General features: G+C 48.1%; 19 protein-coding genes and 1 other annotated feature. Of the genes, 5 read left to right on the top strand and 14 right to left on the bottom strand.

Features of this window, described 5'->3' with window-relative positions:
- The first annotated feature begins 130 nt into the window (after window positions 1-130).
- The 5 genes from RS891_RS03635 to RS891_RS03615 all read left to right on the top strand — a co-directional run bounded on the left by RS891_RS03635 (window position 131) and on the right by RS891_RS03615 (window position 6,335).
- Entirely contained in the window at window positions 131-1,066 is a 936-nt protein-coding gene (locus RS891_RS03635) for a DMT family transporter (RefSeq protein ID WP_315794448.1), read from the top strand.
- A 27-nt stretch (window positions 1,067-1,093) separates the two neighbouring features.
- Window positions 1,094-1,399: a binding site (T-box leader), on the top strand.
- 163 nt (window positions 1,400-1,562) lie between these two features.
- The gene (gene trpS / locus RS891_RS03630) at window positions 1,563-2,555 is read left to right on the top strand and encodes a tryptophan--tRNA ligase (RefSeq protein ID WP_315794447.1); all 993 of its coding nucleotides are present in this window, start codon (window positions 1,563-1,565) and stop codon (window positions 2,553-2,555) included.
- Window positions 2,556-2,624: 69 nt separating this feature from the next.
- Window positions 2,625-3,731 (top strand): GerAB/ArcD/ProY family transporter, encoded by a 1,107-nt coding sequence (locus RS891_RS03625; protein ID WP_113055333.1) that lies wholly within the window; start codon window positions 2,625-2,627, stop codon window positions 3,729-3,731.
- The gene (locus RS891_RS03620; protein ID WP_315794446.1) at window positions 3,712-5,181 is read left to right on the top strand and encodes a spore germination protein; all 1,470 of its coding nucleotides are present in this window, start codon (window positions 3,712-3,714) and stop codon (window positions 5,179-5,181) included. Before RS891_RS03625 ends, RS891_RS03620 begins: the two co-directional genes overlap by 20 nt.
- Complete coding sequence (locus tag RS891_RS03615) at window positions 5,178-6,335, top strand: Ger(x)C family spore germination protein (RefSeq protein WP_181586715.1); 1,158 nt, start codon at window positions 5,178-5,180, stop codon at window positions 6,333-6,335. The genes RS891_RS03620 and RS891_RS03615 overlap by 4 nt, the downstream gene beginning before the upstream one ends.
- Window positions 6,336-6,408: 73 nt before the next feature.
- Here the strand turns inward: RS891_RS03615 and RS891_RS03610 are convergent, their stop codons facing one another.
- From RS891_RS03610 to RS891_RS03545, 14 genes are all read right to left on the bottom strand, one after another.
- Window positions 6,409-6,819, bottom strand: coding sequence for a sensory rhodopsin transducer (locus RS891_RS03610; RefSeq protein WP_113055330.1), 411 nt, complete (start codon window positions 6,817-6,819; stop codon window positions 6,409-6,411).
- Between the two features lie 266 nt (window positions 6,820-7,085).
- Window positions 7,086-7,451: a hypothetical protein gene (locus tag RS891_RS03605; RefSeq protein WP_315794445.1), complete on the bottom strand. Its 366-nt coding sequence runs from the start codon at window positions 7,449-7,451 to the stop codon at window positions 7,086-7,088.
- A 78-nt stretch (window positions 7,452-7,529) separates the two neighbouring features.
- The gene (locus tag RS891_RS03600) at window positions 7,530-8,642 is read right to left on the bottom strand and encodes a rhamnogalacturonan acetylesterase (RefSeq protein ID WP_397386932.1); all 1,113 of its coding nucleotides are present in this window, start codon (window positions 8,640-8,642) and stop codon (window positions 7,530-7,532) included.
- A gap of 185 nt (window positions 8,643-8,827) precedes the next feature.
- Window positions 8,828-9,667, bottom strand: a complete 840-nt coding sequence (locus RS891_RS03595; protein ID WP_113052216.1) for a carbohydrate ABC transporter permease — start codon at window positions 9,665-9,667, stop codon at window positions 8,828-8,830.
- Between the two features lie 2 nt (window positions 9,668-9,669).
- Window positions 9,670-10,572 (bottom strand): carbohydrate ABC transporter permease, encoded by a 903-nt coding sequence (locus RS891_RS03590; RefSeq protein ID WP_024633027.1) that lies wholly within the window; start codon window positions 10,570-10,572, stop codon window positions 9,670-9,672.
- Window positions 10,573-10,713: 141 nt separating this feature from the next.
- Window positions 10,714-11,994: an ABC transporter substrate-binding protein gene (locus tag RS891_RS03585; RefSeq protein ID WP_315794443.1), complete on the bottom strand. Its 1,281-nt coding sequence runs from the start codon at window positions 11,992-11,994 to the stop codon at window positions 10,714-10,716.
- Window positions 11,995-12,215: 221 nt separating this feature from the next.
- The gene (locus RS891_RS03580) at window positions 12,216-13,769 is read right to left on the bottom strand and encodes a response regulator transcription factor (protein ID WP_113052214.1); all 1,554 of its coding nucleotides are present in this window, start codon (window positions 13,767-13,769) and stop codon (window positions 12,216-12,218) included.
- A complete protein-coding gene (locus tag RS891_RS03575; protein WP_315794442.1) occupies window positions 13,744-15,531 on the bottom strand; it encodes a sensor histidine kinase in 1,788 nt (595 codons plus the stop codon). The genes RS891_RS03580 and RS891_RS03575 overlap by 26 nt, the downstream gene beginning before the upstream one ends.
- 255 nt (window positions 15,532-15,786) lie before the next feature.
- Window positions 15,787-17,103, bottom strand: a complete 1,317-nt coding sequence (locus RS891_RS03570) for an SGNH/GDSL hydrolase family protein (RefSeq protein ID WP_315794441.1) — start codon at window positions 17,101-17,103, stop codon at window positions 15,787-15,789.
- Window positions 17,104-17,309: 206 nt separating this feature from the next.
- Entirely contained in the window at window positions 17,310-17,600 is a 291-nt protein-coding gene (locus RS891_RS03565) for a hypothetical protein (RefSeq protein ID WP_315794440.1), read from the bottom strand.
- Window positions 17,601-17,625: 25 nt separating this feature from the next.
- On the bottom strand, window positions 17,626-18,489 hold the full coding sequence (locus tag RS891_RS03560) for an inositol monophosphatase family protein (protein WP_397386887.1): 864 nt from the start codon (window positions 18,487-18,489) through the stop codon (window positions 17,626-17,628).
- 107 nt (window positions 18,490-18,596) lie between these two features.
- Complete coding sequence (gene uvsE / locus RS891_RS03555; protein WP_113052209.1) at window positions 18,597-19,598, bottom strand: UV DNA damage repair endonuclease UvsE; 1,002 nt, start codon at window positions 19,596-19,598, stop codon at window positions 18,597-18,599.
- A gap of 158 nt (window positions 19,599-19,756) precedes the next feature.
- On the bottom strand, window positions 19,757-20,080 hold the full coding sequence (locus RS891_RS03550; RefSeq protein ID WP_053779624.1) for a hypothetical protein: 324 nt from the start codon (window positions 20,078-20,080) through the stop codon (window positions 19,757-19,759).
- A 31-nt stretch (window positions 20,081-20,111) separates the two neighbouring features.
- Window positions 20,112-21,212 (bottom strand): D-alanine--D-alanine ligase, encoded by a 1,101-nt coding sequence (locus tag RS891_RS03545; RefSeq protein WP_315794438.1) that lies wholly within the window; start codon window positions 21,210-21,212, stop codon window positions 20,112-20,114.
- Window positions 21,213-21,315: the final 103 nt, after the last annotated feature.

Below are 21,315 nucleotides of genomic sequence, written 5' to 3'. Positions count from 1 at the left end.
GTACAGTAAACGTTTTTGTCTATTGTACCACTATTGGTCTGGCAGTATATTGAATAAGGTCAGACAGCGTACGCAGCAACTTATGCTCCGTTGAATTAGAAAAGAAAAACCGTATTATTGGAGGAAACCCATGAACAATAGACAGACTAGAACATATGCATATGTAGCAGCTGTTTTATATGCAGCCATTATTGGTTTATCCTTTTTATTCGTCAAAATGACGGTGAGTGTCGCACATCCAATTGATGTATTGGCACATCGTTTTGCCTTGTCGTTACTTGTAGTCAGCATCCCTGTTATTTTTGGATGGATCAAAATCAAGCTAACCCTTCGTGATCTGTGGCGTATCATTCCGCTAGGGCTGCTCTCTCCTGTTTTGTTCTTTGCCTTTCAGGCATTCGGGCTAGTCTCGTCCAACTCATCGGAAGCAGGGATTATCCAGGCGATGGCCCCCGTATTCACACTTGTGTTGGCCTCTATCTTTCTAAAAGAACGTACATCCCTTTTGCAAAAACTGTTCCTGCTGTTGTCCGTGGCCGGTGTTATCTTTATTTTCTTGATGAAAGGGAGCGGGATGTCGGCAGGCAATTTTAAAGGTATTGCTTTATTGCTGCTCTCCACGGTTTGTTTTGCAGGTTATGGTGTATTGGCAAGACCCTTGGCGCAGAAATATAAACCGATGGAATTGACCTGGGTGACCCTGATGGTTGGATTTATCGTCTTCAACGCAGCTTCCCTGATTCGTCACGCGTCGAGCGGAACCATGATGGATTATGTGAAGCCACTGGGAGATGCATCTTACCTAGGAGCACTGGCCTATCTGGCCATCCTCTCCACCATGTTCTCCACGCTGCTGGCGAGTTATGCCCTGACTCATCTGGAAGCTTCCAAAATGAGTGTATTCAGTAATTTATCCACGCTTATTTCGATTGCTGGCGGAGCCTGGATCTTGCATGAACCTGTTCATGGCTACCACTTTGTTGGAGCTCTGCTGATCATCGCTGGTGTACTTGGCACCAATATGAGCGGAAGAAAACGTGAGCTGGTCAAACCAGATCAAGCATGATACAATGTGAAAAATTGTAAATGGACGTTATCAACAATGATGAAGAGAAGTATACAGGATTAGATACCTCAGAGAGCCGGCGGATGGTGTGAGCAGGTGTATCGGTCATGTGGAAATGGGCTTCGGAGTTCCGAGTTGAACACGTTCTGCCACCTAACTCAGGAGCGCGGATCGTCAGTAGGCAAGGCGGCAAGTTCAGCCGTTATCCATGGACAGGATATCGATAAGGCAATATGCGGGCTTCTTGCATATAATCCATCCGTATCCCTCAAGTGGGCCGCAAACCAGCGGCCAATTAAGGTGGCACCGCGAAGTATAAGCTTCGTCCTTCTATTCTGTTCCCGTCTGGGAAACAGGATGAAGGACGAGGCTTTTTTTGATTTATGGATATACCCAAAAACTGTTGCAGGCTGAAAGGAGGTGATGGTCGTGGAAGACGGTTGGTGGCGTCAGCAATTAAAGATCGACAAATCACAACATCAAAGGAGAATGAACCATGAACAAGAACAAAGACATTATTTTAACCGGAGACCGGACAACCGGACAGCTTCATCTCGGCCATTACGTAGGCAGCCTGCGCAGTCGGGTGCAATTGCAGGATGAGTACAAAACGTATATTTTACTGGCTGATGTACAGGCGCTCACGACCCACTATGATCAACCGGGGCTGATTGCAGACAGCGTGCATCAAGTGACACTTGATTATCTTTCCGTAGGTATCGATCCCAATAAAGCCACTCTGTTCATCCAGTCAATGATCCCGGAAATTGCCGAGCTAACTGTCATATTCTCCATGTTTATCACGGTGAACAGTCTTCGGCATAATCCCACGATTAAAAACGAAGCACGTGACCGTGGTTATAAGGATCTCTATTACGGATTTCTTGGATATCCCGTCAGCCAAGCTGCGGATATTGCGTTCTGCAAAGCAACTCTTGTTCCAGCGGGAGAAGACCAGATTCCACATATTGAAACAGCGCGGAAACTGGTGCGGCGGTTCAACGAATTATATGCGCCTGTTCTGCCTGAACCACGTATTCTGACCGGAGAACGGCTGGGCGGACTGGATGGCGTGGGCAAAATGAGCAAAAGTATGGGCAACGCCATCTCGTTGAATGCCCATCCTGATGATGTGTATGCCAAGCTGTCCAAGGCAAAAACCGACCCCGCACGCATTCATCGTTCTGACCCGGGACATCCGGATATTTGTCCGGTGTTTGCCTACCACCAGCTTTTTCGAAAGGACGAGGCAGCTGAAATTCATGCGAACTGTAGTAATGGCACCATTGGTTGCAAGGATTGCAAGAAGATTGCAGGCACTGCAATTAACGAACTGCTCTCCCCTTTCCGTGAACGGCGAAATTACTATGAACAACGTGGGCATGAAGTGAAAGAAATCCTCGTGGAGGGCACATATCAGGCCCGTCAGGCTGCACGTGAGACGATGCTTGAGGTTCGTGAAGCGATGGGGATACGTTATTTCGACTGACGGTATGAGAAGGCCTGATCACGTTAACACTGCTGAGAACAGTATATTGGGAAAAGAGGTCCCCTCAGCATGAAACCAACACAGCCTTCTTTTTTGCAAGCCATGATGTTAATGATGTTATCTGTCGGCCTGATCAGCCACGTCCTGATCATCCCTGCCCTTTTGTCTTCGGCCAAAAGGGATGCATGGATATCCGTTCTGTTGTCTGCAGGGCCTTATCTTTTATTCACTCTAATGCTCGCGTATGTCTCTCGTTTTCTCCAGCATCAAACCCTGCATGAATGGCTGACTTCCCATCTTGGCAAGCCTCTTGGCATACTGTTTCGGGTGGGAAACAGCCTCTTTTTTCTGTCCGTGATCTACTTTACTCTGCACGACACCACCACTTGGGCCAAAACCAATTATCTGACGGAGACGCCAATATTGGTTACAAGCATTGCCCTGATGTCTCTCTGTGCCTATGCGGCCTATAAAGGAGTACGCTCTCTGGCATTTACAGCAGGATTGATCCTGCCCTTAGTTGTGCTGCTTGGCTTCTATGTCGCTATCGTTAATACACAATACAAGGATTATAGTCGTCTGCTGCCTGTGCTTGAACATGGCTGGAATCCCGTGTTTCATGGCACGGTGTACAGCCTTTCAGGCATGTTTGAGCTGCTGTTCATCTGGTACTTGCAGCCCCATCTCTCCAAACGCATACGTGTATGGCAATACCTGATGCTTGCGTTCATTATTCTGGGGCTAACACTTGGCCCACTCATTGGTGCAATCGTGGAATTCGATCCTTTTGAAGCTGCCAAAATGCGATATCCCGCCTTTGAAGAATGGCGAATTGCCTCCTTGGGCAAATATATTGCCCAGACTGATTTCTTTTCCATTTATCAATGGCTCGCCGGTTCTTTCACCCGGATTAGTCTGGCCATGTATATTGTAGTAGAAATTTGGAATATTAAGAGCGCCTCCAGAAGGATCATATGTTGTGCCACTCTCGGCGTCTTATTTATTCTTTCCATGCTGTATCCTCTGGATGATATGACATTCGAAAAACTGCTTGTCCAGTACATATTCCCGTTCAATCTCATGTATCTGAGCGGACTAGCAGTAGTTGCAACAGCCGTTGCATACATCAGTTCACGCCATCAGAGGAGGAAAAATCATGGAGCACCAAACGATTGACACCACGTCCCATGAAACACTGCTTGCCTCTTTTGAGGAGCAGTTCAATCCCTGCGCAGATGTTGTTATTCAGACCTTTCCAGCCAAAGATGAAACCGATATGTCGGTGATTATGCTCTATTGCGACGGTTTGGTCGACGGCAAACAAATCAACCAGTTTATTATCCCACGGCTGGAACAGCATTCCCTCTTCATAGAAGAAGCACACCCCAAAGAATTGGGATTAACCTTGAATCCGATAGAAGATCTTACAGATACAGAGAATTTAAATTTGTTGATTTTTAGTGGACAATTACTGCTCATTTTCGGAAATGGTGATCAGTCCTGCAGTCTAGATATCGCGAATATACCAGGAAGAAACCCTGAGGAATCAGCGATCGAGTCCTCGATTAAAGGGCCTCGGGATGGGTTCACTGAAGAGCTATCCGTGAATATCGGCCTCGTTCGTAAAAGAATGAAAACCTCTTCCATGTGTTATGAAAAATATGTTAAAGGTGGTCGTACCCAGACAACTATTGGTCTGTTGTATGTCAAAGACATTATTAACCCGGAAATTCTGAAAGAAGCACGCCATAATCTCGACCAAATTGAAATCGACGGCATTCTCGGTACCTCTATTATGGAACGTGCCATTATGGGGGGGATTCGCAGTATCTTCCCACTCACGGATAATACGGAGCGGCCCGATTATGTCGTGGACTCCCTTTTAAATGGGCGATTTGTGGTTCTCATTGAAGGTTCACCTGTAGCCATTATCGCTCCAACCACTCTGTTTAATCAGTTAAAATCGCCGGAAGACGAGAGTACCCCTTTCTTCATTGTTACTTTTGAGCGTATTTTGCGCATTTCCGGACTACTAATTGCCTGTTTCTTTCCTGCTTTCTATATCGGCCTAACCAGTTTCAATGTGGAGCAGATTCCCTTGCCTCTGCTCGCAACCATTTCAGGTACCCGGATGGGTCTACCCATGCCAGTAACGCTGGAAGCATTTTTAATGATATTTATGTTCGAGCTATTTAACGAAGCTGGCCGCCGACTCCCTCGTGCATTGGGACAGACCGTCAGCGTGGTAGGTGGACTTATTATCGGAGATGCCGCTATTCGAGCAGGAATTACTTCTCCCACGATCATTGTCACGGTCGCTATCTCGGTGATCTCCAGCTATATTCTGGTGAATACCGTGCTCAGTGGGGCTACTGCTCAAGTCCGGATTGGAATGCTTATCATTTCTTCCATCCTTGGATTATTCGGTTTCATGATTGGACTATTTGGTCTCCTGGTTCACCTCGTTTCGTTGGAGTGTTACGGCGTCTCGTATCTGTCACCCGTCTCCCCTTACATTCCCGACGACTTCACCCAAGCTGTATCCATGCCACCTTCCATGAAACGGACCAAGCGTCCTGCAGCACTCCACACACAGGATTCCACTCGCCGGAGGAAAGGCTCGTGACAAGATGGACGGCTAAGGTTAGCTTGTTGATATGCTGCTTCATTTTGCTGACTGGGTGCTGGGATTCCAAAGAAGTTCAGAGCATTAACTTTATCACCGCTGTAGGGATAGACTATGTAGACAACCAATACATTGCTTACGCTCAACTCATTGATTTCTCCAGTATTGCCAAGCAGGAAGGCCCAACTTCAAGGGAAGCAAGTGATATCTGGATCGGACGAGGGAAGGGTTCTACGCTGAGTATGGCTATTGATGACCTATATCAAACCTCTCAGCAACAAACGCTGTGGACCCATGTAAAAGCGATAGTCTTATCAAAAAATATATTGAATGGGCGGCTGGAGGATGTCTTTAATACCTTGCTGCATTCAGGCCAACTGAGATATACCCCCTGGCTCTACGGTACAGAGCAAAACATTACAGATGTACTCTCTCCCTCTGCCCTGCTGAACCAATCCGCCCAGACCATCGAGCTGTTCGAACCGATGAAGCTTTATAAGCAACATTCCGGTTATGAACCGATCCGACTTCACCAGCTCCTTGACGGATTTCGGGAGCCTGCTTCAGTCATTCTTTTGCCTTCCATTACCAATCAGAACGAGACCTGGTATAACGGGGATGAAGCACCCCCACTTATTAGAATGGATGGGTTTTATGTCATTTCAAACGGTAAAAGTCAAGGCAGGATTACAGGCAAAGATGCTGATGGGACACGATATGTAAATTATGATCGCGTATATCAATATCCGTTATATGTATACAGAAATGGGGGCAACACTCCGGATCTGACGCTTAGGCTTAATAATCCCAAAACCACGATCAAAGCCAGGAAAGAAGGAAATGGTGTTACCTTTGACCTGGTTACTTCAGTTAAAAGCGCCATCATCGAGGATCATGGCTCTCACCGTTCTCCCCATATCATGGAAAAGAACGCGGAAAAACAGATGGAGTCCCAAATCCGTGATACGTTCGAGAAAACCAAATCACGCAAGATTGATTCCTACGGTTTGGTGGAACATCTCTATCGCCATGATCTCCCCCTCTGGAAACAGGAGGTATATAAACGGGCTAATCCACTTGAGCGGTTTAAACTCGGAAAGGTGGAGGTTCATGTGAAAATACTCAATGCCAGTACGTATAAATACGATAAGTAACGTAAAAAGACGATCAGCAGCCTGCAGAGCATGCAAGGTTACGGGTCGTCTTTTCATTTCATAATCAAACACCTCATCCCAGTGGAAACGCCATAACACTCATGAGTGCCAGTTCAGGCTGAGTAGTATCCAGACGGCTGTACTGTACGATAACGGGAACGTTGCTGGAGACGGTAATGGCATAGGGTACTCCCGGAGGGATAAGTTGTTCACCCGATCTCAACGAAGCTGTCCGAATATGCTTTGTTCTCCGCGCAGGTACCTCAGCCACGATGTCTTCGAGCGGTTCCCTATCTTCAAAATAAATCGTTATTTGCAGCAGTGCATCCACTGTACTTGTATTTAATACACAGATGCTCTCATGACTCTCCAGTGAGCCCGAGCTGACTGGTGGAATATAACCATCGGGAATTACCCAGTCGGTGCGACCTGTCGTAGTGGAAGATGTTTTATGTGCTGAATTGTTCGTCTGATCCTGTGCCATTAATACTCCTCCTTTGCTAATGCAATAATTAGTTAAACGCGCGGGAGGCTTGCGGGGCAGGCGCTTCGGCGGGCGGATCGGGCTGCGGGCCGCTGTTGGCTCGGGATTTCTTTTTCATTCCCCCTCAGCAGGGGAAATCCCGCGCCAAAGGCGGACGCTCCGCTCCCTCTGCTCCGATTCCGCCCTTCTTCGCTGCAACGCTCGCCTTGGCTTTTTAAAGGCTTATTGCCTTCGCTATGCTCGCTGGGCAACTTTTGGGATGCTCGTTACTTCGTTAACTCGCTTAATAAAAGCAAGGCTAACTCGCGGGGCAGGCGCTTCGATGGCGGATCGGGCTGTGGGCCGCTAGGTTGGCTCGGGATTTCTTTTTCATTCCCCCTCAGCAGGGGAAATCCCGCGCCAAAGGCGGACGCTCCGCTCCCTCTGCTCCGATTCCGCCCTTCTTCGCTGCAACGCTCGCCTTGGCTTTTTAAAGGCTTATTGCCTTCGCTATGCTCGCTGGGCAGCTTAAAAGCAACCTTGCTCGTTACTTCGTTAACTTGCTTAATAAAAGCAAGGCTAACTCGCGGGGCAGGCGCTTCGGCGGGCGGATCGGGCTGCGGGCCGCTGTTGGCTCGGGATTTCTTTTTCATTCCCCCTCAGCAGGGGAAATCCCGCGCCAAAGGCGGACGCTCCGCTCCCTCTGCTCCGATTCCGCCCTTCTTGCTCCCTTACCTCAAATACATCTGCAGTGGCTGCAGTCGCAGCTCGCGGATGGCTTCCGCCACCTGCATGGCGAGGCGACGAGCACCGCGTTCCTGAAAGTGGGTGTTATCCTCCACGCCTGCTGGGAAGTTCACATACTCACCCGGCAGCACCCACATGAAATCCTCCTTGCTGCCTTCAATGCCGGCTTGCTCGAACAGGATACGGCTTCGCTCAGCCAGATCGATCAGCGGCACACTTTCCTCTTCCGCCAGCTCACGCACGGCCACGATATAATCGCCATGGGTGTCGGTCAATGTTCCGTCATCAGCGAAATAGCGCCGATGCACCGGTGTCACGAGCACCGGACGAGCCTTAACTTCGCGGGCGGCATCGATATACTTTTTCAGATATTCCTTATATGTTGTGAAAGGCTCCGTTCCCCGGTCAGGGTCCGGCTTCTCATCGTTATGTCCAAATTGAATAAACAGAAAATCTTCGGGCTTAATCCTCTCCAGAATAGCATCCAATCTGCCTTCATTGATAAAGCTCCGGGAACTGCGCCCAGACTGGGCATGGTTATCGACAGCAACATCATGCTTGAATTGTGCGGGTAACAGCTGGCCCCAGCCACAGTATGGATATCCACTTTCCGGCTGATCTGTCACGGTAGAATCACCAGCGAGAAATACTGTCATCGTCTGATTGGCAAGCGTGATCTCCAATGCATTCATCCGTGGCGCGGGACCGGAGAAGGATAGTCGGAGCTTCCCGCCACGAACCACAACCGAGAATCGAACCTCTGCACATTGCCCAGGAAGTGTACGAATGGTTGGCAGCATCAGTCTGCCCTCTCCGGCTTTGATACGGGTGACCGTCTCTGCCAATTCATCCCCTGCAATCAACAAGACTTGATAGGTTCCATCAGGTACATTAACGATGAAAGATGCCTTGAGGGGAATACAGAAGCTTGAACGCAATCGGGCAGACACAGTGGCCTGCCCTTGTTTGCCACTGTTTGCTCTACTGATATCCGATAATTCGTCTTCAGATATCCGTTGCTTCTCATACACAAGGGAACCAGATTCAAAACCGTATTCTCCCTGTTCTTCATATGAGGTGCTGGCAGACACTTTCAAATAACCCTCAAGCTCACCTGCACTGCTAGTGTCCGGTCCAAAATTGAACTTCCAGTGGGTAACGGCCTCTTTACCGCCCTCTACCGTTACCTCCTTGGCAACGGCTTGACTACCCTCGGCCTTATTCAATAAGAACACCCTCCTTGTTCAATATGCTAATCCAGGTTTGATTCAGTGAGTATCGTTTATCCTTTCAGACCACTGGTGCTCATGCCCTGTACAATTTGTTTCTGGAAAATAAAGAACACGGCTACAACGGGTACAAGACTCACAATGGACATCGCGAACATCGCTCCCCAGTTGGATGCAGACTCACTGTCCAGGAACATTTTCAGTGCCATCGAGACAGTATATTTATCCGGCGAATTCAGGTACAGTACTGGACCGAGCAGATCCTCCCATCTCCAGTAGAAGGAGAAGATCGCAGCCGTTGCGAGTGATGACTTGATAAGCGGCATAATAATCTGCACATACAATCTGAACTTGTTACATCCATCAATGGTAGCCGCCTCATCCAGTTCTTTCGGAATCGTACGAATGAACTGAACCATCAGGAAGATAAAGAACGGCATCCCGAAGAACGTAGGTACAACAATCGGTAGAATGGTATTTAACCAACCAAGCTTTGTGAAGATAATATATTGCGGTACGAGTACAACGTCATGCGGCAACATCAGGGTCAACATCATCAGAGAGAACCAAAAGTTACGTCCTTTGAAGTTGAGTCTGGCAAAACCAAAGGCGATCAGCGATGAGGATAACACAGCACCAATCGTAGAGATGACTACAATAACGAGCGAGTTGGTGATGTAATCCATAAATGGTCTTCCGCCTGCGCCTTTCCAGCCATCCGCGTAATTACTCCAGATCCATTCCGTAGGGAACAAGGACTCGGCAGTTACGAAAATGGTACGACTTTCTTTGAATGAGCTGAAAAGCATCCATAACACTGGATAGAGCATCAGGAGGGCCAAAGCTGCAACGAGCAGGTGATAGATGGGCCATTTCACATTTCTCCAAACCATCGTTACTTCCCTCCTTCGGATTCATAAAACACCCAGAACTTGGATGTCAGGAACACTGCGACTGTGAGTATCCCGATCATAATAAGCATGATCCAGGCCATGGCCGAAGCATAACCCATGTTGTTAAACATAAACGCCTGGCGGAACAGATACAGCGAGTAAAGCATCGTACCGTCCATTGGACCGCCCTCGCCTTTAGAGATGATATATGCAGGTACGAAGGTCATAAATGCACCGATCGTTTGCATAATCAGGTTGAAGAGTATGATTGGACTGAGCAGTGGCAATGTGATACCAAAGAATTTGCGTACTGGGTTCGCCCCATCCACACCTGCTGCTTCGTACATCTCGGGAGAGATATTTTTCAGACCGGCGAGGAAAATGAGCATGGAAGATCCAAACTGCCAAACGGATAGCGAAATCAACATAACGAGAGACGCGTTCGGATCACCAAACCAGCTGATTGGCCCGATGCCGATTGCCGTTAATGCACTGTTGATGACACCCTCATTACTGAAAAGGTTACGCCACATAATGGATACGGCCACACTACCACCGATAATGGACGGCAGGTAGTACAAGGTACGATACGTTCCAACCATACGGGAACCCGTATTCAGAATCATGGCTACAAAAAGCGCGAAGACCAGCCTTAGAGGGACACCAATGAACACATACAGGAACGTTACTTTAACCGAATTCCAGTACTTCGGATCATCAAAGAACATTTTGGTATAGTTGTCCATCCCGATCCACCGTGGGGAGGTAAACAGGTTATAACTCGTAAACGACATGTAGAGGGATACAAACATCGGAATAAGCGTAAAGCCCAGAAATCCAATGATAAAAGGACTAATAAAAGCATACCCGGTTAGGTTTCTGCGCAACGACGAATATTGCCTCAACGGAACGAACCTCCTTTATTGATCTGCTTGCTTCCCACAGCCTTACTTCGGGTTACTGGACGGGGAAAGGCCCTCGCGTTATGCGAGTAGCCCTGTTCCCGTCCATCCCGTTAATGGGATGAACAAGCAATCATTCAACTGTTATTTATTGTTGGCAAGAACCGCCTCGGCATTTTTGCGGAATGTCGCTGCTGCTTGTTCCGGTGTAACCTTACCAAAGTTCAGTTCCTCTACGACATCCGCAAGAGATGCGATAACTTCAGGTGAACCTACTGGTGGTGGCGGACTCATTGGTGAAGCCTTAGGCTCCATGGCCGCTACGAATTCAAATACCTGCTTCGTTGCATCACTCAGCTCAGGAGCGATAGCTTCCTTGATTTTGCCCGAGATCGGCACACCGCGCTCGCCTTTGATCAGTTTGTTAGCTTCCACATCATTAACCCAGAAGTCAATGAATTTGGCCGCTTCTTCCTTCACTTTTGAGTTCGATGTTACGGCCCAGTACATACTTGGCTGCATATAAAGTCCTTTTTCCATGTCAGGTCCAGGCATTGGTGCAATCTCTAACGGACGATTGGCAACTTGCTGCAAGGCCACAAACTGGTTGGACCATTGCCATACGCCAATTCCTTTTTCCTTGACCAAATCGGATTCCTCGATGATGCCTTTGGTTTGGTTAGCCAGATCCGGGGAAGGCGCTGCACCCTGCTCGATCATCCGGCGCATGAGTCCAAAGAACTCAACGAATAGTTTGTCGTCATCATAGCCAAGACCCGTTCCTTCAGCGTTGTAGAGGGACAATCCTTTGGTACGCAAGAAATAGTGGAAGAAGATATCCGGCGCTACGCCCCCGTCCAGGAAGAGTCCTTTGGCAGCCGTTTGTTTGCCAAGCTCTTCATACGATTCCCAAGTCATATTTTCGGGAATGGCATCCACACCCGCTTTTTTGAGCAGAGCCGGATCATACTGGAAACCCAGTACGTTAACACCAGCAGGTACTCCATATTGTTTGCTGTTGATAACGCCTGTGCTGATTACGTTCTCGGATACATCGTCCACTTTAATCTGGTTTCCAATGTACGGGGACAGATCTTCGAGCTGTCCATTCTGTGCATATTGGCTGATGTAGGAAATATCCATCTGAACAATGTCCGGCAGTTGATTCGCTGCAGCTTGTGGAGCGAGCTTTTTCCAGTAGTCATCGAACGAAGCATATTCCACGTCAATTTTGACGTTCGGGTTTTTCTCTTTGTACAAGTCAATGACCTTCTGTGTATATTCGTGACGTGCATCCGATCCCCACCATGCGATACGAAGGGTTACTGAACCATCCCCAGATGATTCGCCCGATCCTCCGCTGCTGCATGCCGTTGTTAATACCAGCAATGCCGCCATCATCAGGAATATCGCCTTTTTCACCATGCCAATCTCCCCTTTTATGTTGAAATGGTTGTGTGAACGAGTTATCTTCTACTTTCTGATAACGCTTTCACAAACTTTATATTGTCATTTTCGCAAATGTCGGACCATAGTTGAATACACAAAACCGTCTTCTTGGTTCAAAAAACAGAGGAGGACAACTGCACCTCTATCGGCACTGTTAGTCCCCCTCATATATCGAATACATGATCGTCAGTCAATTGTTATAAGCCAGTTCTGCGGAATTCGGTAGGTGTCATGCCGGTCCACTTCTTGAACACCTGACTGAAATATTGTGAGTTCCCCCCAAAGCCAAACAATTCGGCAAGCTCAAAAACCTTCACATCCCCACCTCTGCGAATATGGTCGCAGGCACGCTCAATGCGCAACCGATTCACATAATTGGAGAAGTTTTCTCCCGTCACTTTTTTGAAAATTTTGCCGAGATAATCCGGATTCATATATAACATCTGATGGGCGACCCCGTTAAGTGATAGATCAGCTTCTCCATAATGGCGATCCACAATATCCATCATCTTCTCTACGGCAGAAGATTGACGACTAATATGATTTTTGTAATAACCGGAGGTTAGCCGGGCTGCGCTGCTGGCAACAAAAGATTTTAAGCCAGACAATGTGTCGATATGGGGAAGCTCTGCCATCTGCTGGGTAAATTCCGTCGCCTCCTCAGGAGGACAGACATGAATCATTGCTGAGTACAACTGCACCACATACGAACGAGTAATCCCGATTTCAAGCTGCTGACCAGACAAAAGGTCGAACAGGCGATCCACTTCAGCTGCTGCTTCTTCGGTATTGCCTGACTTAATCAACTGGCACAACTGCTCGGCATCTTGTTCAACATGTACACCATCACATTCCCCGGCCAGCTCCAGATCACTATTGGTAATCAGCTTGCCTTCACCGATAAAGAAGCGGTGATTCAGGCATTGCAGTGCCTCACGGAACAGACGTCGGGACTGGATCATCCGATCTGCTTCACTTAAGGCAGCCGTAACTTCCAATTTATATAATCTGGTGAAAGCAGCCCGCACTTCCTCAATGCTTTCCTTCAGACCAACCGGATCCGCAGAGTCTCCCAGTAATATTAACAGTTTGCCTTCAATGGTTGTGCTTAGCAGAACATGGGGCAGCAGATCACTGGCAATATTTTTGATCGCAAATAAATGACTATAATCATGTTCATCTGCAATCCGGAACAGCAGCAGTCGAACTGCGTTATCCTCCAGTTCCAGATCAAACAGCTCCTGATAATACTCCAAATCGACCGGACCATAGGTTTGGTTCGTCATAAACTCCAGCAGGAACTGCTCCTTCACATGTGGCAGGACCCGCTGCAGCCGCTGTTTCATCTCTCCGGCGACATGTTCCTTTACCTGGGCATCCTGGTGTTCCTGAAGCAACTCGGACAAAGCATCGTGAATCTGGTTCTCGTTACACGGTTTAAGCAGATAATGTTTCACTCCATACTGCATGGCCCGTCGAGCGTATTCGAACTCTTTGTAGCCAGACAACATGATAAAGCGAAGTCCAGGGTAAGCTTCGGAAGCTTTTTCAATGAGTCCAAGACCATCCAGGCCCGGCATTGAAATATCCGTAATGATAATATCCGGTCTGGAATGACCGATTTTATCCAGCGCTTCAATTCCGTTTCTCGCGGTATCCACCAGTTCCGTTCCCGCTGCAGCCCAATCCACGACTTGCGAAATCCCCTCCAGAATGACACGTTCATCATCTACGAGCATCACTTTGTACATCGTCATCGTCCTCTCTAATCCAAGGTATTCTGATCGATACTACGGTCCCTGATCCGGGATTGCTGCTCATGATCATCTCGCCCTCTTCGCCGAAGGTCAATCTGATCCGCTCTTTGATGTTCGACAGTCCGATCCCCTGTCCCCTCGTCTGTACCCGTCCCTCTTGCAATTGCTCCAGAAATTCGGGAGTCATGCCCGGACCATCGTCCTCCACCTCAATTACAACGTTGTCTCCATCTGCTCTCGCTCTAATCCGAATACGGCAAGGTTCTATGCTTGGCTCCAATGCATAATGAATGGCGTTCTCCACCAATGGTTGCAATGTCAGCTTTGGAATACGTGCAGTTCCCACTTCAGGCGCAATGTCCATGTCAAAATCAAGTCTTTCCTCGAATCGCGTGTGCTGGATCGTCACATAACTGCGAACAATCTCCAGTTCCCTTTCCAAAGTGATCCACTTCTCGGACATGTTCACCGAGCTTCGTAGCAGGAATCCAAGAGCCTCAACCATTTCGGAGATTTGATGCTGCTTCTGTACTTTGGCAAGCCAGTTGATGGATTCCAGTGTGTTATATAGAAAATGTGGATTAATCTGAGCCTGAAGCGCTTTCAATTCAGTCTCTCGGATCACGAGTTGCTTCGCATAATTCTCGTCAATGAGTTCGCGTATACGCTGTACCATCATCTTGAACGTGCGATGCAACAATCCCACCTCGTTCTGTGAAGATGCCGGGACATTGCCTAGCGCTGCTTCCTCCAACTTATCCAAGTCGCCCTTTTCGATATTGCGCATTTTCTTGATCAACTGGGCGATGGGCTGTGTAATGCTGCGGGAAAACTTGGCTCCGAATATAAGCGCCGCCAGGAATATCATGATAAAAATGACGGTCACCAGCTGTTTGACAAACTGGATCTGCTTAAACATTTGGTCAAAGGGCGTCATGTACAGATACACCCAATTGGTATAAGGAGAATTCGCACGGGCGACGAAATTCCTTCCCTGCTCAAACATGGCTATCCCATAAGGCTGAGTGCGCTTCAGTTCAGACTCGATTTCAGATTTACTGACAGTCGACTCTGTTGGGTAGATTACTTCGCGACCATCTGTAATTAATAGTTGTGAATCCTCTGCCGGGTGCTGCATCTGGTCCTGAACTATTCGATCCAATCGTACACGAATAACGAGAGTGCCCAACTTCTCCAGCGTGAACGCTCCACCGGTAAAAGACTTTACCTGTCTAACCGACAGCAGTCTCGCTTGTTGATCGCCGCCCGTGTACCAGGCATTGGAGCCAGAATATTGTTGTCCCAAAGCAACCAATTCGCTTTGCTTCTTCTCCGAGATCCCCTCCCGGTTTCCAGCCGCCATAACATTATTATCATTATCGATAAAGATCATGGAATAGACGTATTTCTCTGAACCTGCATATGCCACCAGTCTATTGGTAATTTTTTTACGCAGGCCATTTTTCTCATATCCTGAATTAGCCTTATCCAACTGAAGTAGATATTGCTGAAGAGGCTCGTCAGACATGACCTTGAAGGATAGATTGGAGATCTCGCGCAGTTGGTTCTCGATGCCCACCGAAGACATATTAAGCACCTGCGAAGATTTCTCATAGATCTGTCGGTCATAAATGCCGAACACATACCCCAAGACAGATACATAGAACGTGAAGCTGATCATCATCAGTAATCCAATGAGGAGAATGGTTTTATGATGAATTGGTAATTTCGTGAAAGCGTTTTTAATTCTACTCATCCAAAGCGCTCCTTTGGCTCGCGAAGGGTGCTGTCATTCGAAACTGTTTTCGATCTACTGTAAGTTATTTTCATATTTACACATCCATGGTCAGATGACAAGTCATATTTATGCAACATTTTAGGTCATTTCCGAAGGTCTGTCTCTTTGTGCTTGCATGAAAATAGACGCAAAAACAGCCAGATTCCCTGAAAGGATCAAGGAATCTGGCTGCTCGACATCATGCGAAAGTGTATTAGAGTGTTACTTATTACGTTACGGATTCACAAAAACGGTTTTTAACTTAGCTATATATTGTACATCAAAGCCAAGACCCTCGGCTACCATGGCGAGAGGTACATACGTTTTGGATTCTGTACCCACTTTGCTCAGGAATGCAGGTGTATCCACGGCTACGGATGCACCATTCACCTGAACAGCCGTTGCACCAATCTTCACGGCAACCTTCCGATCTCCATATGTAATCGTTGCGGTTGAGGTTTTGTTATCCCATACCGTGGTTGCGCCAACGGCGTTTACGATATCCTGGATCGCCACAAAGTTTTTACCATTGCGGTTAATTGGTTTGTACGGCGTATCCAGCGTTTTACCACTGACGATGATATTCATCGGTTGGCCTGCAGCAGGAGCCGTCAGCTTGGTGTAATCGCCCCAGATTGTTTCTGCGAATACTTTGGCAATCGCTTCATATCCGAACTGATTCGGGTGGAAATCGCGGTCCTTAATCATGTGAGTCATCGTGCCTTCACCGCCAACAAACTCCTTGGCGACATGAGCCACTTTTACATCAATCCCTTTAGCGGAAAATTCAGTCGCAATTCCATCAATGGTCGCAGTAAACCCCTGGGAAGCTTCCATCAGTTTCGCATAGAGTGCTTTGCCAGCTACTTCAGGCATGGGTTGGTACTGGTCAGCGATTACAATTTTGGCATTCGGATTAATCTCATGAATATCATTGATAACTGCACTAACATTGACTGTATAAGAAGTTAGCAATTCCTTCACTTTGGCTTCCAGTTCCGCGTCACTCAGCTTATCTGCTGAACCAAGCAACTCGGATACATCGTTCCCTCCAATTGTGACGGCAACGAGATTGGCTCCTGCTACACTCTCCCGGATGGCAGCAATATTGGCTCCAACTTGTGCCGCTCTTGGATCAGGAAGGTTCGGTTGAATAGCTTCGGAAGTGAGCGCTTTCCCTTCTTTAATCGCATCTGCAAAGTTTTTCAAACCACTGCTCTTCAATCCGGCAATACCATAGTTGTCCACCTGAGTACGTCCGTGAAGCAGACCTTGTTCCTGCAACCGTTCTACATAACCATATGGCAGTTCTTTGAGGTTCGGCTCATACCCTACGGTGATGGAATCCCCCAATGTGACGAGGCGGAATTCCTTGGTTACCGCTACCGCATCTTTCTGTACAGGCAATGATGATGTTACGCTTCCAGCTGGTAACGTATTGCTATCCGCAGCATGAGCAGACTGTGCGGATGATGCCAAAATCAGCATCCCTGCCAGCATACTTGCCGTTAATCCCGCGGCGGTACTTCTCCATATGCGTTTACGCTTCATTCTTAGAACACTCCTTTTTTCTCGTATCTATAAAATAAAATATAATTACATATTACACTGTTCACTCCAATGACAGAAGTTCGTGTAACTCTATTCTAACATTATTAAAGGGGTGCTGTCGTCTGCACTCCATATCCACACGAAAAACAGACTCCCCTAATTAGGTAAGTCTGTTATCCGTTGAGTATAAGCAAGATGTCCACTCGTTAAGACTTTGATTTATTCGTGTCTCCAGAATCAGAACCATTCGGGTCGGTATCCGGCTTGTTCCCGGCAGAACGCTCTAGGTATCGATCGTAGCGATCGTCCACCTCACGTGCCATGTCCCGGTACTTCAACGTTTCTTCGACAATCGGGTCCCGTTCTGTCTGAATGCGAACCTCGTACTTGGGAGGAATCAGCTGACGTTCACGTTTGTCAGCATCGCCGGACTCCTCCATGTCCCCTTCAGTCAGCATATCACTCAAACGTCGTTCCAGTTCTTTGGATTCATCCATTATTGTTCGCTCCTTCAGTAAATTTTCACTCTAAACCAGTTGCATTTGCTTCCTTCAGCACACCCGTCAGTGCATCATGAATCTTGCCATTGCTGGCAACCACATGACTCACGGACAGCTGGTAAGGCGTTCCCACGGTATCAGTAACCTTACCGCCGGATTCCTCAACCAGCAGTGCACCTGCGGCGATATCCCAAGGCTTCAGTCCGACTTCGGTATAAGCGCTCAGACGACCTGCTGCAACATATGCCAAGTGCAGGGCGGCAGAACCACCTGCCCGCAGACTGCGTACTTGCGGTGCAAGAGCCTGAACAGCGGCCATATTGATCGGCAACGCGTAGGTTGTATCCGCGGGGAAGCCAACTGCGATCAGGCTCTGAGCCAGTTCCTGTTCATCCGATACAAGCATCCGGTTTCCGTGCACGTAAGCTCCTTTTCCTTTTTCCGCAACAAACATCTCGTCACGGGAAGGATCGTAGATTACTCCTACAATCACCTCACCGTTATGGGCCAAAGCAATCGATACCGAATAGAACGGAAATCCGTGTACAAAGTTCGTCGTTCCGTCCACCGGGTCCACAATCCAGAGAAACTCTTCTTCCTCTGCTTCTTTCAGTGCCTTCGCTGATGCTTCCGGCCCCGGTTCCACGCCTTCTTCACCCAGAATGGCATGATGGGGAAAATGCGTCAGAATCAGGCGGCGGATCATCTGTTCCGCACCTTTATCGACTTCAGTAACGAGATCCTGCGGGGAATACTTGGTTCCGGGCTCCCCCACAGTTCCGAGACGGCTCTTGATCCACTCTCCAGCTTTGGAAGCTGCATTAATGGCGACGGCAGTATAGCTTTTGCTTGTCACGACATAAGGTGTTTTTTCCTTCTCATTCAAAGCGTTCACTCTACTTTCTATATCAATCTACGAAAAATTAAAATACTTGTTAAAAGTATACGCCCCGAGGGTCGTAAAGTTTCTCGTTGCCCAGGCCCCTTTTGGCGCTACGGATGAATGATAACCGTCGACTCGTCCACCCACTCCACACCCTCTTCGTGATAGAATGCTAGTTTCTGCATCAACTGCACCAGAGCTTCATCCTTGCGTTTGGCCTCAATCATCACATCAAGAGCGGGCGTATCTGCTGCAATATGACGTAAAAAGGCGAGCAATGGTTCCACCTCAACACCATCCGCATGTCCTCGCAGGTCCTTCTCACTCTTTGGACTGGAGACATGAATTTTGGGCGGCAAAGGCTTGTCTGCCGGTGAATCCGCCTGAGCAAGCGGGGACTCCCACGTTTTCAATATATCCGGCCAGAGATCCCACGGCTGTTCGCCTTCATTGTTCACCCATTGATGGTGGATATCCAGCACCATGGGCAGTCCCATTCGCTGACATACCGAGAGGGTCTCGGGAGCATTGAACGTTTTATCATCATTTTCAAGCGTCATCCGTTCCTGAATATCCCGATCCAGCTTCAGAAAATTTTCTTCAAAACGCAGCGCTGCACTAGGCTTGTCTCCGTATGCACCACCAATATGTATATTGTTCTTGGCAGTAGCATTCAGCCCCATGGCATCCAGCATGCGCACATGATGACGAAGGTCGCGCATGGAGTTGCGCAGCACTTCCTCCCGAGGCGTGCTGAGTACCGTAAAATGATCCGGGTGGAAAGATACACGCATCTCGTTCTCCTTCACAAAATCGCCAATCGCGGCAAAATCCTGCTTAAGTGCGGGAAACGGATCCCAATCACTGAGATCTTCATGCGTTGCTAGCGGAATTAGTTTGGAAGAGAAACGATATACATGAATATGACTTCCTTTGTTGTGTCTGAGCAAACGTAATGTATTATGCAAATTCTCGGCCGCAATCCGTTCAAGCTTGCGAATTGCCGCTTCCCTATCATCAATTTTCTTAAAGCTGGACATGGTCATCGTCCGCGAAGGTGAAGCATTCTCCACAAGCACGGACATCGCCACATAGCCAAAACGTACGAGCATGAATTTCTTCCTCTCTATTAGGGCAGGATTCCTTCCCGGCATATATTGAAGCCGGCAGTCTTCCCTTCACTTTATATAACCAAGTTTTACCCTAAAAGAGTGACCATAATCGTGTTTGGACAAATCCGTCCATGCGCTTCCGGTCCACATGTAGCAAACTACCCCTGTGCCTGTTCACCAAAGAACATCTCGTCCGCGAGAGCCGTCTGAATACGTGATTCTTCCTCGTTCAGTTTACGGATCAATTGCATCTCCACTTCGGTCACTTCTTGACCCTGGAAGTTAATCTCAGCAATGGAGACTACGATTTTTACGATGGCTACGGCCACGTTATCCGGTGTGTAAGCAATGACTTTCTGTCCGGTAGGAAATACGCGAAAACCTTGTTTGACCATTTTGCCACGGCCGTATTCAAGCAATTCAAACAGCTCTTGTTCATTCTTGAACTTGCACACGGAATTGAATTCGGTCTGAAATCCCATTCATACCCCTCCTTATAATGTCGTCCTTAGGCTACGCCTGTACGCCATTCTCGTAGTTCAACGCCTGCTTGCGGTTGTAGCGTTCCAAAGCCAGCTCAATCATGCGATCCAGCAGTTCGGCATACGATACGCCCGTCTCACGCCACAAGAGCGGGTACATGCTGTATGGTGTGAAACCAGGCATGGTGTTTACTTCATTAATAAGCAATGCCCCATCCGATTTGCGAATGAAGAAGTCTGCACGGGAAATGCCATTGCCTTCAATCGCACGGAATGCCTGCAATGCGGCCTCACGGATACGATCTGCGGCTTCCGGGTCTAGCGGAGCAGGGATCAGCATCTGAGACTGTCCATCGATGTATTTGGCTGCATAGTCATAATATTCACCGGAAGATACGATTTCTCCTGGTACGGAAGCCATCGGTTCGTCATTACCAAGCACACTGACTTCAACTTCTCGCGCCTCTACAAACTCCTCAATGACTACCTTTGTATCGTAACGGAGAGCGAACTCCACGGCTTTCTTCAGTTCATCCCGGTTACGCGCCTTCGAGATTCCTACACTGGAACCGAGATTGGCCGGCTTAATGAAGCACGGATATCCAAGTTGATCTTCCACCTGCAAGATCATTTCATGTTCAGTCTGCTTCCATTGGGATGCGTTAAAATACGTAAAGGCACATTGGTCGATTCCGGCCTGCGCGAACAGTTTCTTCATGACCACTTTGTCCATGCCACCAGCCGAAGCGAGTACACCTGCACCAACATAAGGCATATCCGCCATCTCGAACATCCCTTGAATCGTGCCATCCTCACCAAACGTACCGTGCAGCAGCGGGAACATGACGTCCATCGCCTCTTCTCCGCCATATAAACGGCCGAACAGCGCGTTCAGCGCTTCCTGAGTTCCGCCCGCCGCCTGCTCCAGCTTCAAATCTTCAATCTGCGCAAATGGCGCGTGCATGACAGATCCTTTTTTCCACGTACCCTGCTTGGAGATATAAAAAGGAACCAGTTCATACTTCTCATAATTAAATGCGTTCGTTACAGCAAACGCCGTTTGCAGCGACACCTCATGCTCGCCTGACTTTCCGCCGTAAACGACGCCTACTGTTAATTTATCCATACTCATGCGTAACCTCCGATTATCTGTGCAATGATGCTGCTATGTCTGCATGTTCAGCACCACTTTTATTCTGTTATCTAGACTTATTTTACACGGAACCGGATGTCTA

The sequence above is a fragment of the Paenibacillus sp. BIC5C1 genome, from assembly GCF_032399705.1.
Classification (GTDB): domain Bacteria; phylum Bacillota; class Bacilli; order Paenibacillales; family Paenibacillaceae; genus Paenibacillus; species Paenibacillus taichungensis_A.
This window is presented reverse-complemented; position numbering and strand designations above follow the sequence as displayed.

Excerpts from the sequence above, each read along its gene's own strand:
- RS891_RS03605 (WP_315794445.1), bottom strand. The coding sequence starts at position 7,451 with ATGAAAAAGAAATCCCGAGCCAACAGCGGCCCGCAGCCCGATCCGCCC.
- RS891_RS03565 (WP_315794440.1), bottom strand. The coding sequence starts at position 17,600 with ATGGATGAATCCAAAGAACTGGAACGACGTTTGAGTGATATGCTGACT.
- RS891_RS03595 (WP_113052216.1), bottom strand. The coding sequence starts at position 9,667 with ATGGTTTGGAGAAATGTGAAATGGCCCATCTATCACCTGCTCGTTGCA.
- RS891_RS03620 (WP_315794446.1), top strand. The coding sequence starts at position 3,712 with ATGGAGCACCAAACGATTGACACCACGTCCCATGAAACACTGCTTGCC.
- RS891_RS03570 (WP_315794441.1), bottom strand. The coding sequence starts at position 17,103 with ATGAAGCGTAAACGCATATGGAGAAGTACCGCCGCGGGATTAACGGCA.
- RS891_RS03610 (WP_113055330.1), bottom strand. The coding sequence starts at position 6,819 with ATGGCACAGGATCAGACGAACAATTCAGCACATAAAACATCTTCCACT.
- RS891_RS03550 (WP_053779624.1), bottom strand. The coding sequence starts at position 20,080 with ATGGGATTTCAGACCGAATTCAATTCCGTGTGCAAGTTCAAGAATGAA.
- RS891_RS03625 (WP_113055333.1), top strand. The coding sequence starts at position 2,625 with ATGAAACCAACACAGCCTTCTTTTTTGCAAGCCATGATGTTAATGATG.
- uvsE (WP_113052209.1), bottom strand. The coding sequence starts at position 19,598 with ATGCTCGTACGTTTTGGCTATGTGGCGATGTCCGTGCTTGTGGAGAAT.
- RS891_RS03580 (WP_113052214.1), bottom strand. The coding sequence starts at position 13,769 with ATGTACAAAGTGATGCTCGTAGATGATGAACGTGTCATTCTGGAGGGG.
- RS891_RS03545 (WP_315794438.1), bottom strand. The coding sequence starts at position 21,212 with ATGAGTATGGATAAATTAACAGTAGGCGTCGTTTACGGCGGAAAGTCA.
- RS891_RS03585 (WP_315794443.1), bottom strand. The coding sequence starts at position 11,994 with ATGGTGAAAAAGGCGATATTCCTGATGATGGCGGCATTGCTGGTATTA.
- trpS (WP_315794447.1), top strand. The coding sequence starts at position 1,563 with ATGAACAAGAACAAAGACATTATTTTAACCGGAGACCGGACAACCGGA.
- RS891_RS03635 (WP_315794448.1), top strand. The coding sequence starts at position 131 with ATGAACAATAGACAGACTAGAACATATGCATATGTAGCAGCTGTTTTA.
- RS891_RS03575 (WP_315794442.1), bottom strand. The coding sequence starts at position 15,531 with ATGAGTAGAATTAAAAACGCTTTCACGAAATTACCAATTCATCATAAA.